13 protein-coding genes are annotated in these 13,704 nt (G+C 73.6%); 6 read left to right on the top strand and 7 right to left on the bottom strand.

Translation table 11 applies throughout. The annotated features are described in order from the left end of the window. The first annotated feature begins 112 nt into the window (after positions 1-112). Both ACFYMP_RS03205 and ACFYMP_RS03210 read left to right on the top strand, forming a co-directional pair. A complete protein-coding gene (locus ACFYMP_RS03205) occupies positions 113-784 on the top strand; it encodes a DUF1707 domain-containing protein (protein WP_388849673.1) in 672 nt (223 codons plus the stop codon). Between the two features lie 162 nt (positions 785-946). Then, positions 947-1,315 (top strand): WhiB family transcriptional regulator, encoded by a 369-nt coding sequence (locus ACFYMP_RS03210; RefSeq protein ID WP_388849676.1) that lies wholly within the window; start codon positions 947-949, stop codon positions 1,313-1,315. Positions 1,316-1,398: 83 nt separating this feature from the next. Here ACFYMP_RS03210 and glpX read toward each other — a convergent pair whose 3' ends face one another. Continuing rightward, positions 1,399-2,442: a class II fructose-bisphosphatase gene (gene glpX, locus ACFYMP_RS03215; RefSeq protein WP_388849679.1), complete on the bottom strand. Its 1,044-nt coding sequence runs from the start codon at positions 2,440-2,442 to the stop codon at positions 1,399-1,401. Between the two features lie 186 nt (positions 2,443-2,628). Between glpX and ACFYMP_RS03220 the strand changes: the two genes are divergently transcribed. After that, positions 2,629-3,171 (top strand): DUF4245 domain-containing protein, encoded by a 543-nt coding sequence (locus tag ACFYMP_RS03220; RefSeq protein ID WP_388849682.1) that lies wholly within the window; start codon positions 2,629-2,631, stop codon positions 3,169-3,171. 78 nt (positions 3,172-3,249) lie between these two features. Here ACFYMP_RS03220 and ACFYMP_RS03225 read toward each other — a convergent pair whose 3' ends face one another. The 5 genes from ACFYMP_RS03225 to ACFYMP_RS03245 all read right to left on the bottom strand — a co-directional run bounded on the left by ACFYMP_RS03225 (position 3,250) and on the right by ACFYMP_RS03245 (position 9,062). Next, complete coding sequence (locus ACFYMP_RS03225; RefSeq protein ID WP_388849684.1) at positions 3,250-4,335, bottom strand: alkene reductase; 1,086 nt, start codon at positions 4,333-4,335, stop codon at positions 3,250-3,252. A 249-nt stretch (positions 4,336-4,584) separates the two neighbouring features. Next, positions 4,585-5,178 carry a malonic semialdehyde reductase gene (locus ACFYMP_RS03230; protein ID WP_388849687.1) on the bottom strand — a complete coding sequence of 198 codons (594 nt, stop codon included), beginning with the start codon at positions 5,176-5,178 and terminating at the stop codon, positions 4,585-4,587. A 578-nt stretch (positions 5,179-5,756) separates the two neighbouring features. Beyond that, positions 5,757-6,053, bottom strand: coding sequence for an exodeoxyribonuclease VII small subunit (locus ACFYMP_RS03235; protein ID WP_388850956.1), 297 nt, complete (start codon positions 6,051-6,053; stop codon positions 5,757-5,759). A gap of 146 nt (positions 6,054-6,199) precedes the next feature. Further along, positions 6,200-7,414, bottom strand: coding sequence for an exodeoxyribonuclease VII large subunit (gene xseA / locus ACFYMP_RS03240; protein WP_388849690.1), 1,215 nt, complete (start codon positions 7,412-7,414; stop codon positions 6,200-6,202). 127 nt (positions 7,415-7,541) lie between these two features. Then, positions 7,542-9,062: an APC family permease gene (locus ACFYMP_RS03245; RefSeq protein ID WP_388849693.1), complete on the bottom strand. Its 1,521-nt coding sequence runs from the start codon at positions 9,060-9,062 to the stop codon at positions 7,542-7,544. A gap of 160 nt (positions 9,063-9,222) precedes the next feature. Between ACFYMP_RS03245 and ACFYMP_RS03250 the strand changes: the two genes are divergently transcribed. Next, on the top strand, positions 9,223-10,269 hold the full coding sequence (locus ACFYMP_RS03250) for a 4-hydroxy-3-methylbut-2-enyl diphosphate reductase (RefSeq protein WP_388849696.1): 1,047 nt from the start codon (positions 9,223-9,225) through the stop codon (positions 10,267-10,269). Positions 10,270-10,507: 238 nt separating this feature from the next. Further along, positions 10,508-11,263, top strand: a complete 756-nt coding sequence (gene ppgK / locus ACFYMP_RS03255) for a polyphosphate--glucose phosphotransferase (RefSeq protein WP_388849699.1) — start codon at positions 10,508-10,510, stop codon at positions 11,261-11,263. A 62-nt stretch (positions 11,264-11,325) separates the two neighbouring features. Here ppgK and ACFYMP_RS03260 read toward each other — a convergent pair whose 3' ends face one another. Continuing rightward, positions 11,326-12,084, bottom strand: coding sequence for a DUF6542 domain-containing protein (locus tag ACFYMP_RS03260; RefSeq protein ID WP_388849702.1), 759 nt, complete (start codon positions 12,082-12,084; stop codon positions 11,326-11,328). Positions 12,085-12,486: 402 nt separating this feature from the next. Between ACFYMP_RS03260 and ychF the strand changes: the two genes are divergently transcribed. Further along, on the top strand, positions 12,487-13,575 hold the full coding sequence (ychF, locus tag ACFYMP_RS03265) for a redox-regulated ATPase YchF (protein WP_388849705.1): 1,089 nt from the start codon (positions 12,487-12,489) through the stop codon (positions 13,573-13,575). The last annotated feature ends 129 nt before the right edge of the window (positions 13,576-13,704 follow it).

Raw genomic sequence — 13,704 nt, forward strand, 5'->3', positions numbered from 1 at the left:
TGTGAGGTAAGGCTCAGTGCGCGGGCCGGCGAGAGGGCGGGGGCCCCTCGTCCGCGAAGAGCCCGGCCACCGCCTCTGGTCGCGATCTATCGCGTTTGGGTACGCTGGGCCGGTGGACCTCGAAAAGCGCCCTCAGCCGCCCGCCACCGCCGCGCCTCCCGCCCAGGCGCCGCCCGCCCTGCGGGCCTCGGACGCCGACCGGGACCGGTTCTCCGACATCCTGCGCGAGGCGCTCGCCGAGGGCCGCCTCACCGCCGAGGAACACGGCGAGCGCGTCGACGCGGTCTACCGCGCCAAGACCCTCGCCGAGCTGGAGCCGCTCGTCCACGACCTCCCGCGCGCCGGGCACCCCGCGGCGGGCCCCGGGGCCGGGCCGGCCCCTGCCGGGTACCCGGGGACCGAGGAGAAGCTCGTCGCCGTCCTCTCCAGCTCCACCCGCAAGGGCCGCTGGCGGGTGCCGGCCCGCGTCAGCGCGTACTCCGTGTTCGGCAACATCGAGATCGACCTGAGCGAGGCCCTGTTCGAGCACCAGCAGGTCGTCGTGTACGCCGTCTCGGTCTTCGGCAACGTCGAGGTCCGCGTCCCGGAGAACGTGACCCTGCGCGGCAGCGGCAGCGGCGTCCTCGGCAACTTCGAGGTGGACACGCTGGAGTCCCGCGACCAGGGAGCGCCCGTCGTCCACGTCCAGGGCTTCGCCGTCCTCGGCAACATCGAGGCGAAGCCGAAGCGCGGCCGCATCGTCCGCGACCTCAGCCGGCAGCTGCGCAAGCACCTGGGGCATTAGGCGAGGGCCGGGGGCGGCGGCCTCCGTACGGGCGGGCCGCGCGGCGGCCGGGACGGGTGCCGCGCGGCGGGGAGCGGGTGCACTCAGTGCATAGGCGTGCGTACAGCGGGTAGAGCTTGCTGCATCGTCTCTCGCTCGCGAAGCCGTCGTCAGGAGTAGACCGTGCTGGATTCGCCGCGTCAGTCCCTGCAGGTAGCCGCAGTTCCCGCACAGCGGGTACCGGTGCCGGAGCGAGATCAGGACTCGCCCTGGCATACGGAGGCCGTCTGCCGGCGCGACGAGGCAGGGCTCTTCTTCGCCCCCTCCAAGGAGCCCACGGCCGCCCGCCTGTCCCGGGAGGACGCCGCGAAGCGGGTCTGCGCGGGCTGTCCGGTCCGCGTCGAGTGCCGCGAACACGCGCTGCTCCAGCCCGAACCGTACGGCGTGTGGGGCGGGCTGACCGCGGCCGAGCGCCGCGTCCTGCTGGCCCGCCGCAGGCGCCGGGACCTGGAGATCGGCAAATCCCCGCGGCATGTCGCGGCGGCGGGCTGAGCCCTGCCCGCTCCCCGCGCGGACGGAGGGGCGTCCCTCCCGGCGCCCCCGCACGAGGTCCGAGGGCGCCGGAGGGGGCCGGTTCAGCTGGCCCGGTCGAAGTCCACGGAGCTGTAGGCGCGCAGCTTGGACAGGCGGTGGGTCGAGTCGATCTGGCGGATCGTGCCCGACTTCGAGCGCATCACCAGGGACTGCGTCGTGGCCGTCTCCGAGCGGTAGCGCACGCCGCGCAGGAGTTCGCCGTCGGTGATGCCCGTCGCCACGAAGAACACGTTGTCGCCGGAGACCAGATCGTCGGTGGACAGGACCCGGTCCAGGTCGTGACCCGCGTCCAGCGCCCGCGCGCGCTCCGCGTCGTCCTTGGGCCAGAGCTTGCCCTGGATGACCCCGCCCAGGCACTTGATCGCGCACGCGCTGATGATGCCCTCGGGGGTGCCGCCGATCCCCATGAGCAGGTCGACGCCGGTGCCCTCGCGCACCGCCATCACCGAGCCGGCCACGTCACCGTCCGAGATGAACCTGATCCTCGCCCCGGTCTCCCTGATCTCCTTGACGATGCCGGCGTGCCGGGGGCGGTCCAGGACCATCACGGTCACGTCGTCGGGCGCGGAGTGCTTCGCCTTCGCCACGCGGCGGATGTTGACCGCGACGGGCGCGTTGATGTCCACGTAGTCGGCGGCCTCGGGACCCGTGACGAGCTTGTCCATGTAGAAGACGGCCGAGGGGTCGAACATCGTCCCCCGGTCGGCCGCGGCCAGGACGGCGATCGCGTTCGGCATGCCCTTCGCGCACAGCGTCGTCCCGTCGATCGGGTCCACCGCGATATCGCACTCGGGGCCGCCGCCGTCGCCGACGTTCTCGCCGTTGAAGAGCATCGGCGCCTCGTCCTTCTCGCCCTCCCCGATGACGACGACGCCGTTCATCGTGACGGTGGAGGTCAGGGCGCGCATCGCCTTGACGGCCGCCCCGTCCGCGCCGTTCTTCTCCCCGCGCCCCACCCAGCGGCCGGCCGCCATCGCGGCGGCCTCCGTGACCCGGACGAGTTCGAGGGCGAGGTTGCGGTCCGGGGCCTCCGGCGAGACCTCCAGCGGGGCCGGGAGATGGTGATCGTGCTGGTGATCGGACATCGGGACGCACCTTCCTGATGCGGGGCGGCCGCGGCCGCCACGTCCTGCCGGGACGGAGCACCCGCCGGAGGCGTTGAACGTGGACGGACGGCCGGACGAGGGTTGCCTCCGACTTTATCCGTAGTACGACAATATGAGCACGGGGGCCCACGGATGAGCGCGGCCTCCGCCTGAGACCATGGGACCGTGGCAGGGAAAAAGGGCAGACAGACGGTACGGGACATGATCCTGTCGCTGGGCGTGATCGTCGCCATCGCGGCCGGTATCTACATCTTCGTCCCCCATGACGAGCACCACGACCCGGTCAAGCGGGTGGACTACCGGGTCGAGCTGCTGACGGCGCAGCGGGCCGCGGCCTACCCGGTGGCGGCGCCCCGGGGCCTCTCGAAGGACTGGAAGCCGACCTCGGTGCGCTACCGGGGAGCGGACGGCGACGCCTGGCACCTCGGCTACCTCGACCCCGAGGGCAAGTACGTGGCCGTCGAGCAGTCGACGCGGGACCCGGCGAAGTTCGTCGACGACGTCACCCAGGGCGCGCGCGAGGCCCCGGGCGCCGCCGAGGTCGGCGGGAAGTCCTGGGCCCGGTACGAGGGCGACACGTACGACGCCCTCGTGCTGCGCGAGGGCGGGTCCACCACGGTCGTCACCGGGTCGGCCTCCTTCCCGCAACTGGAGGAGTTCGCCGCCGCGCTGAGCACGGACAAGGCCCCGGAGCCGAAGGCGGCGTGACGCGGGGAGCCGTGGCGCCCTGACGCCGGGGTGCGCGGCCGGGGACGGCACGGGCCGCGCGCCCCGGCACCCGCGCGGTCACCCCGTCTCCCCCAGGCGGGGGTAGTCGGTGTAGCCGCGGTGGTCGCCGCCGTAGTAGCTGCGCCGGTCGGGCGTGTTGAAGGGGCCGCCGGCCGCGAGGCGCTCGGGCAGGTCGGGGTTGGCCAGGAACAGGGCGCCGAACGCGAGGACGTCCGCGAGGCCCTCCTCGACCAGGGCCAGCGCCTCCGGGCCGGTGTGCGCGGGATGGGTGAACGGGTTGAGGACCAGGACGCCCGGCCAGTCCTTGCGCAGCCGGTGGGTCAGCTCGCGGTCGGCGCTCTCCACCAGATGCAGGTAGGCCAGGTCCAGCCGGGCCAGACCGGCGACCAGGGCCGCGTACGTCGCGTCGAGGTCCGCCGGGTCGGTCTCGGCCACGTCGTTGTACGGGTTGCCGGGCGAGACGCGGAAGCCCGTACGGTCCGCGCCGATCACCGCCGCGACGCGTTCGGCGACCGCGACGCCGAAGCGGGCGCGGGCGGCGGGCGAACCGCCCCACTCGTCGGTGCGCAGGTTCGCGTTGGGCGCGAGGAACTGGTGGACGAGGTAACCGTTGCCCCCGTGGATCTCCACCCCGTCGAAGCCCGCGTCGATCGCGTTGCGGGCCGCCCCGGCGAAGTCCTCGATCGTCGCCTCGACGCCCGGACCGTCGAGTTCCCGGGGCGGGCCGAACTCCTGCGGCCCGTCCTGCGTGTAGACGCTGCCCTTCGCGGCGACCGCCGAGGGGCCCACGGGGACCAGTCCGTCCGGCAGCAGGCTGGGGTGGCCGATCCGGCCGGCGTGCATGAGCTGGGCGTAGATCCGCCCGCCCGCCGCGTGGACCGCCTCGGTGACCTGCCGCCACGCCGCGACCTGGGCCGGCGAGTGCAGGCCCGGGGTGTCCGGGTAGCCCTGGCCGACCGCCGAGGGCTGGATTCCCTCGGTGACGATGAGTCCGGCGCCGGCCCGCTGCGCGTAGTACGTGGCCGTCAGCCCGGTCACCGTGCCCCCCGGCCCGTACGCCCGGCTGCGGGTCATCGGGGCCATGGCGAGGCGGTTGGCCAGCCGGACGCCGCCCAGCTCGATCGGGTCGAAAGCAGTGCTCATGATCAGCTCCCTGGCACGTGGTGCTCCTGGCGCCAGTGTTCCGCCGGGGGGCCCGGCCCGGAAGGGCGTGTCCGTATACAGGGACGGGGTTCGTCGTGCGGGGGGGCGGGGCCCGTCCCGGACGCCGCGGGGGCTGAGGCGCGGGCCGCGGCGTCCGGGTACGACGAGTGGCCCCCGGGGGTCCCGGGGGCCACTCGTGGGGCGTGGTGCCGCGGATCACCCCCCGGCCGGGGGGCGCGGGCGACCGGCTCAGACGGTCTTGACGACGTCCTCGTACGTCAGACGCGGCAGGCGCGGGAACGGCGCGGCGTCCTCGGCGGGCTTGCCGATGTTGATGATCATCAGCGGGGAGTGGTCCTCGTCGAGGAACTCCTTCTGGACGCCCGGGAAGTCGAAGCCCGTCATCGGGCCGGCGGCGAGACCGGCGGCGCGCACGCCGATGATGAAGTAACCGGCCTGGAGGGTCGCGTTGATCGGGGCGACCTGCTCACGCACGGGGCGCTCGGAGAAGAACATGTCCGCGATGCCCGGGGCGTGCGGGACCAGGCGGGGCAGCTCGGCGTGGAACTCGTTGTCCGTCGACAGGATCGCGACGAGCGGGGCCGAGGCGGTCTTCGGCCGGTTGCCCTCGGCCATCAGCGGGACGAGCCGCTCGCGGGCCTCGGCCGAGCGGACCAGGGTGATGCGCAGCGGCGACTGGTTGAACGCGGTCGGGCCGAACTTGACCAGGTCGTATACCGCCTGGATCTGCTCGTCGCTCACCGGCTCGTCGGTGAAGGAGTTGGCCGTCCGGGCTTCACGGAACAGCAGGTCCTGGGCGGCGGGGTCAAGAACGAGAGACATGTGGAGTCGTACCCTTTTTCGTGCGGGGGTGGATCGGGGTCCGCGGGTCTTCCGATCCGCCGACCAAACCGACGGTACGACGATTACGTTTAAACTTCAACAAAGGGCGGGTGTGGAAAGATCCACACCCGGAGTCGCAGGTCCGGGCCCCGCCGGGTCCCGGGAAGCGGGTCCGCGGGGGCTCATGGGGCCCGTCCGACCGGTACCCGCCGGGTCGTCGGGGGCGTTCGTTGCCGGCCGGGTCCGCCGGGCTCTCCGTCCCGGCGGGAGGGGCTGAGGCCGGTTCGCGCCCGCCCGGGTCCGCGCCGGGTCCGCTGGGGCCGGTTCGCGCCCGCCCGCCCGCCCGCGTCTGCGGGGGCGCAGGGGCCTCCGTCCCGGCCGGGCCCCATGGGGCCCTCCTCGCCCGCCCAGGTCCGTGTGGGGGCGTGCCGGGGTCCTCCTCCCGCCCAGGTCCGTGCGGGGGTTCGCCGGGCCCGTCCTCCCGCGGCCAGGTCCGCCGGGGCCGCCCCGGCCCGCCCGAGTCCGCGGCGCTCCGCCGCGCCCCGCGCGGCTGAGGCCCCATTCGTGCGGGGCGCGCCTCAGCCCTCCCCGTCGTCCTCGGCCTCCTCGCCCGCCTCCGCGTCCCGCTCGCCGTTCCCGGACGCGGACGTCCGCTCGCCCTCGGGGGACGCGAGGGCCGCGTCCAGGCGGGCTCGGGCGCCCTCCAGCCAGGTGCGGCACACCCGGGCCAGCTCCTCGCCGCGCTCCCACAGCGCGAGGGACTCCTCCAGCGTCGCGCCGCCGGCCTCCAGGCGGCGGACCACCGCCACCAGCTCGTCCCTGGCCTCCTCGTACCCCAGGGCGGCCCGTCCCTCCCGGCCGGTGTCCTCGCTCATGCCGTCCCTCTCCTCGACCTTCGTCACGCTGTCCATGCCGTCCCCGCTGTCCGTCGCCATCCGCTCCCCGCCTGCTCCACCGCTCCACCGGTCCGTGGCTCAGGCCACCGCCGGGAGCGCGCCCGTGTCGTGCGCCGCCGGACCACTCACCCCTCCGGTACGTGGCGGACGGTGAACTCGCCCTCGGACACCCGGGCCCGCAGCTCCTCGCCGTCGAGCACCTCACCCGGCGAGCGGACCACCGCCCCGTCCGGGCGCTGGAGCACCGCGTACCCCCGGCGCAGGGTCGCGGCGGGGGAGAGGGCGACGACCCGGGCCAGGGTGTGGGCCAGCTCCGACTCCGCGCGGTCCAGGAGGTGGCCCACGGTGCGCCTGGCGCGGCCGATCTCCGCCTCGATCTCCTGGTCCCGGCCGGCGATCATGGTGTGCGGATCGCGGAAGGCGGCGTGCGTGAGCGCCCCGCGCAGCCCGTGCTCCTCGCGTTCCAGCAGCGCCGTGACCGTACGCCTCGCGCGGTCCCGCAACTGCCGCACCCGCTCCAGCTCCTCGCCCACGTCCGGCACCACCCGCTTGGCCGCGTCGGTGGGCGTGGAGGCCCGGACGTCGGCGACCAGATCGAGCAGCGGGGAGTCCGGCTCGTGGCCGATCGCCGAGACCACCGGCGTACGGCAGTCGGCCACCGCCCGCACCAGCCCGGCGTCCGAGAAGGGCAGCAGGTCCTCGACGCTGCCGCCGCCGCGCGCCACGACGACGACGTCGACCTCCGGGTGCGCGTCCAAATCCCGTACCGCGCCCACGACCTGCGGGACGGCGTGCACGCCCTGCACCGCGACGTTGCGGATTTCGAAGCGCACCGCGGGCCAGCGGCGCCGCGCGTTCTCCAGCACGTCCCGCTCGGCCGCCGAGGCCCGCCCCGTGACGAGCCCCACGAGCTGCGGCAGGAACGGCAGCGGCCGCTTGCGGTCGAGCGCGAACAGGCCCTCGGCGGCCAGCTCCCTCTTCAGCCGCTCCAGCCGCACCAGCAGCTCCCCGACCCCCACCGGCCGTATCTCCACGGCCCGCAGCGAGAGCTGACCGCGCGGCCGGTACCACTCCGGTTTCGCGCGGACCACGATCCTGGCGCCCTCGGACACGACGTCGGCGACCGCGTCGAACACCTGCCGGTAGCAGGTCACGCCCAGCGAGATGTCCTGCGCGGGATCGCGCAGCGTCAGGAAGACGACGCCCGCGCCGGGGCGCCGCGAGAGCTGGGTGATCTGCCCCTCGACCCAGATGTCACCGAGCCTCCCGATCCAGTCGCCGATCAGCCGCGAGACCTGACCGACCGGGGCCGGGGTCTCTGCGGACGTGTGGAGAGCCATGCGAGTGAGCGTAACGGGGCGCACCGACAAACCGGGACGGGACGGGGACGGGGCAGGGCGGCGCCCGGCCCGCGGCACGCCGTTCTCCCTCCGCCCCAGCCGCCTTCCCCCTCTCTCTCAGCCTCTCTCAGCCCGCGTCCGCCCCGCCGTCCGTACCGCCGAGCGCCGAGGTGCCCCGGCCCCGCTGGAAGAAGAGGACCAGCAGCCCCACCACCAGCCAGCAGGCGCCCACGATCTGGGCCGTGCCGGTGGCCTCCACGATCACCGCGATCGTGACGGCCGCGCCCAGCAGCGGCAGCAGCCCGTGCCGCCACCAGCTCGGCCGCCCCGAGCGGCGCCGTACCGCGAACCAGCCGACGACGCTCGCGTGCAGCAGGACGAAGGCGGTGAGCGCCCCGATGTTCACGACCGACACCAGATGGTCCATGCCGTCGTCGCGGTCCGCCGCCCACAGCGCCGCCGCGCAGGTCACGACCGCAGAGAGCAGCAGCGCGAACCTCGGTACCCCGCTGAACGTCCGCGCCAGGACCTTCGGCAGCCGCCGGTCCCGGGCCATCGCGAACACCAGGCGGCCGGCCGCGGCCTGACCGGCGAGCGCCGCGAAAGCCGCGCCGATCGCCTTGCTCGCGGCCACGAGGTCGTGCAGCCACTCCCCGACCGAGGCGTCCACCGCGTCGTAGAAGGCCGAACCCTGCTCCTCGGGGTGCGCGGCCAGGTGCGCCGAGGAGGCAGGCTCCAGAAGCGCGACCAGATACGTCTGGAGCACGAACAGCACCCCGACGAGCGCGAGGCAGAACAGCACCGCGCGCGCCACCCGCTCCGAGGCCCCCGTGGTCTCCTCCGCGAAGGAGACGATCGCGTCGAAGCCGAGGTAGGAGAGGACCGCGACCGAGACCGCGCCGAGCACCGCCGACACCTGGAAGCTCCCGTCCCCGGCGAGCGGCGACCACCAGTCCCGGGTGGCCCCGTCCCGTGCGAGCACGACGATCGCCGTGACCGCGAAGACCAGCAGGACCACGACCTCCATGGCCAGCACCGCGAAACCGACCCGCGCCGCCGTCCGCACCCCCCACAGGTTGAGCGCCGTCGTGATGACCACCGCGAGCGCCGTCCACACCCAGCGCGACACGTCGGGCAGCAGCGAGTTCATCGCGATACCGGAGAACAGGTACGCGACCGCCGGGATCAGCAGGTAGTCCAGCATCGCCATCCAGCCCGCGATGAACCCCGGCGCCTGCCCCAGACCCGCTCGGGCGTACGCGAACACCGAACCCGCGTGCGGGACGACCCGCACCATCTGCGCGTAACTGAAGGCCGTGAAGCCCATCGCGACCGTCGCCACGAGGTAGACGAGGGCCACCGCGCCGTGCGACTTCGCGTCCAGCGTGCCGAAGATCCCGACCGGGGCCATCGGGGCGATGAACAGCAGTCCGTACACGACGAGATCGCGGAAGCCCAGCGTGCGCCGCAGCCGGCCCGCCTCCGGCGCGGCACCGGGGCCTCCCACGGGCGGCGGCGCGGGCGACGCCCCACCGCCGTTCCCACCCCCACCACCGGGCCCGCTTCCGCCCCCGGCCCCGCCTCCGTGGTCCGCGCCGTGTCCCTTCCCGTACCGGTCCGCGCCGGACCCGCTCCCGCTCGCGGTCATCACGCCTCCGTCGGTCCTCGCTCGCGTCCTTCGGTCCCGCCGCTCGTACCCGGCGGGACCGTCCTCCACTGCCGCCGTCCCGTCCGCGCGGACGGCTGTTCCCCAGTCTCGGCGAGGACGCGATCTTCGACCTGTCAAGCGCGGCCTTACGATGGGCTGCATGACTGCTACGTCCAGCCCGACGCCCGACCGGTCCCCCGCGGGGGACACCACGGGTCGCGCGGCCAAGCGCGTCCTGCTCGCCGCGCCCCGCGGCTACTGCGCGGGTGTGGACCGCGCCGTGATCGCCGTGGAGAAGGCCCTGGAGCAGTACGGGTCTCCCGTCTACGTCCGGCACGAGATCGTCCACAACAAGTACGTCGTCCAGACCCTGGAGCGGAAGGGGGCGATCTTCGTCGACCGGACCGACGAGGTCCCCGAGGGCTCCATCGTCATGTTCTCCGCCCACGGCGTCGCGCCCACCGTCCACGAGGAGGCGGCGCAGCGCCGGCTCGCCACGATCGACGCGACCTGCCCGCTGGTCACCAAGGTGCACCGCGAGGCCGTCCGCTACGCCAGTGAGGACTACGACATCCTCCTCATCGGCCACGACGGCCACGAGGAGGTCATCGGCACCTCCGGAGAGGCCCCCGACCACATCACGCTGGTCGACGGCCCCGAGGACGTCGAGAACGTCACCGTGCGCGACGAGTCGAAGGTCGTGTGGCTGTCCCAGACCACCCTGTCCGTCGACGAGACGATGGAGACCGTCGACAAGCTCAAGGACAAGTTCCCGCAGCTCCTGTCGCCGCCCAGCGACGACATCTGCTACGCCACGCAGAACCGGCAGACCGCCGTCAAGCAGATGGGCGCCGAGGCCGACCTCGTCATCGTCGTCGGCTCCAAGAACTCCTCCAACTCGGTGCGCCTGGTCGAGGTCGCCAAGGGCGCCGGGGCGGGCGACGCCCACCTCGTCGACTTCGCCGAGGAGATCGACGACAGCTGGTTCGAGGGCGTCGCCACGATCGGCGTGACCTCCGGGGCCTCGGTGCCCGAGGTCCTCGTCGAGGGCGTACTCGAACACGTCGCCCGGCTCGGCTACGAGGACGTCGAGATCGTCAAGGCCGCCGAGGAGTCCATCACCTTCTCGCTGCCGAAGGAACTCCGCCGCGACCTGCGCGCCGAGGCGTCGGCCCTCGCCGGGGGCGCCCCGGCCACCGGGAACTGACCGGCCCGCGCACCCCCCACCCGCCGCGCGCCACCGGGCTCCGGTGACGCGCGGCGCGTGTGCGTCCACGGGGCCCGGTGAGCGCGGCGCGCGTCCGTCCCCGGGCCCCAGTCGTGCCCGGCGCACGTCCGTCTCCGGGCCCCGGTCGTGCCCGGCGCACGCGGGCGGGGGCGCGGCGGGCACGATCAGACGGGCCGTTCCGGAAGTGACGGCCCGCCACGCGTCGTACCGTGAGTCCATGCAGATCTTCGGCGTGGACATCGGCGGCTCCGGAATCAAGGGCGCGCCCGTGGACCTGGACCGCGGCGACCTGGCGCAGGACCGGCACAAAGTGCTCACCCCGCACCCGGCCACCCCGGACGGGGTCGCGGACAAGGTCAAAGAGGTCATCGACCACTTCGGGTGGAGTGGGCCGGTGGGCGTCACCTTCCCCGGGGTGATCACCGACGGGACGGTGCGTACGGCGGCCAACGTCGACAAGAGCTGGGTCGGCGTCCACATCGAGGACCTGTTGCGCGAACGCCTGGGCGCGGACTGCCCGGTCACCGCGCTCAACGACGCGGACGCGGCGGGCGTCGCCGAGATGAGCTTCGGCGCGGGCAAGGGCCGCACCGGCACCGTCATCCTGCTGACCTTCGGCACCGGCGTCGGCAGCGGCCTGTTCACCGACGGGCGTCTCGTCGCCAACACCGAACTCGGCCACCTGGAGCTGGACGGGCACGACGCGGAGAAGCGCGCCTCCTCCAAGGCCAAGGAGGACCACGACCTGAGCTGGTCGCACTGGGCGCGCCGCGTGCAGAAGTACCTCGCCCACGTCGAGATGCTGTTCTCGCCCGAGCTGTTCGTCATCGGCGGCGGCGTGAGCCGCAAGTCCGAGAAGTTCCTGCCGCTGATCGAGGGCATCCGGGCCGAGATCGTCCCCGCCCAGCTCCAGAACAACGCCGGAATCGTCGGCGCCGCGATGCGCGCGGGGGAGCGGGACGGGCAGGTCTGACCGCGACGCGGGACCCCATGACCCGGACGCGGGCGCGCGGGCCGGGGGGCCTCCGGGGACTCTCAGCCCCGCCCGCGCCCGCCCCGGGCGGAACGGGAGGAGACGGACCCCGCCGCGCGTCCGTACCCGGCCCCGCGTCCGGCGGCCGTGGGGGACGCCGCGCGCCCCGGCCGCCGGCCCGCCGGCCGGGGGGCCGCCCGGCCGGTACGCCGGCGCCGCATGAGCCGCACCTTGCGTACCGCGACGATCAGCGCCGCGAGCAGCGTCCCGGCGTACAGCCACCCGGCGTGCAGGGCGAGGGCGGTCAGCAGCCCCATGAGATGACCGCCGATCCCGCCGGTGCCGCCCGACAGCGGCACCATGCCGAGCGCGAAGGCGATGGGCGCCGCGACGGGCGGGGTGACGAGGTCGGCGGGCCGCACCCACACCCCGGCGAGGCCGCTCACGACCACGAAGAGCAGGCCATAACACAGGGGAGAGCCGTCGAACAGCAGCCAGGAGATCCCGGCGACGAGGAACATCGCCGCGATCGCGAAGAGCCCGGCCCCCAGCCCCGTCAGCCGCGGCCCCGGCAGCCGGACCGCCGGCCGCGCGGACCCGGACGCGCGGTACGCCGCGTCCGACGGGCCCTCATCGGGCCGCCGGGCCCGCCCGCCCCGCTCCCGCACACCGCGCGAGCCGCGCGCCGCCTGGCCCGCCGACGGGGACGAGGCCCGGGACGAGCGACCGCCCTGCGGGGGCAGTGGCGCCGAAGAGGACGAGGACAGGGGGGACAGGGGGGATCGGGGGCGCGGCTCGGGACGCGTACTGGGTTGCTCCACCGCACCAACGTAGGCGCCGGGCCCGTACGATCCCTGGCCGGGACACGCACTTTGCCCGAGGTGTGCCCGGGGTGTGGTAATGGCGACCGCGCCAGAACGGTGCCGGGGACGGGTTCGGTCCGGTGCCGGGACGGGTTCGGAACGGTGTGCCGGGACGCGTCCGGAACGGTGCCGGAGAGCCGTACCCCCGTCGTCCCGCGCCGCCCGACCGCGCCGGCCCGGTCCCCGGCCCCCGCTCGGGTGGCTACCACCCCGTCCGCTCCCTGTACCGTGATACGCGCACCGGCACGGAGACGAGGGCGCACTTGGGCCACCGGGGAGTGGACGAGCCGGAGAGCCCCGCAGTCACGGCCGTACCCAGCCTTTGCCCACCCTTTGGATTCGCGAGCGGACGTTTGTGTCATGAGTACAAGTATCGGAATTGTCGGACTGCCCAATGTCGGTAAGTCGACCCTGTTCAACGCCCTGACGAAGAACGACGTGCTGGCGGCCAACTACCCGTTCGCCACCATCGAGCCGAACGTGGGCGTGGTGGGCGTACCGGACCCCCGGCTGGCGAAGCTCGCGGAGGTGTTCGGCTCGGCGAAGATCCTCCCGGCGACCGTCGACTTCGTCGACATCGCGGGCATCGTCCGGGGCGCGAGCGAGGGCGAGGGCCTGGGCAACAAGTTCCTGGCCAACATCCGCGAGACCGACGCGATCTGCCAGGTCATCCGCGCCTTCAAGGACGACAACGTCGTGCACGTCGACGGCAAGGTCTCCCCGAAGTCCGACATCGAGACGATCAACACCGAGCTGATCCTCGCCGACCTCCAGACCATCGAGAAGGTCCTGCCGCGCCTGGCCAAGGAGGCGCGCATCAAGAAGGACGTGCAGCCGAAGGTCGCGCTCCTCGAAGAGGCCAAGGCCGTCCTGGACGCGGGCGACACCCTCTTCGCGAAGGGCTTCGCCCAGGGCACCGAGAAGGCCGCCCCCCTGCACGACCTGCACCTGCTCACGACGAAGCCCTTCCTCTACGTCTTCAACGTGGACGAGGACGAGCTGACCGACGACACCTTCAAGGCCGAGCAGCGCGCCCTCGTCGCTCCCGCCGAGGCGATCTTCCTGAACGCGAAGCTGGAGGCGGACCTCGCCGAGCTGGACGACGAGGAGGCCCTCGAACTCCTTCAGTCCGTCGGCCAGGACGAGCCGGGCCTCGCCACCCTCGCCCGCGTGGGCTTCGAGACCCTGGGCCTCCAGACCTACCTGACGGCCGGCCCCAAGGAAACCCGCGCCTGGACCATCAAGAAGGGCGCCACCGCCCCCGAGGCCGCCGGAGTCATCCACACCGACTTCGAGCGCGGCTTCATCAAGGCCGAGATCATCTCCTACGAGGACCTCCTCACCGCCGGCTCCGTCGCCGACGCCCGCGCCGCCGGCAAGGCCCGCATGGAGGGCAAGGACTACGTGATGCGGGACGGGGACGTGGTGGAGTTCCGCTTCAACGTGTGAGCGGATGAAATAACACCACGTCGTTGACGTGGCAAACAGGCAGGTCAGATGGGGTCCACTTCTCCGGAGGTGGGCCCCTGGCCTTTCCCCGTGCTGGATGGGTGCTGGATCAGCTGAGGCGCCATCAGT

Origin of the sequence: Streptomyces sp. NPDC007088 (assembly GCF_042869355.1) — a bacterium.
In the GTDB taxonomy this organism is placed as follows: Bacteria; Actinomycetota; Actinomycetes; order Streptomycetales; family Streptomycetaceae; genus Streptomyces.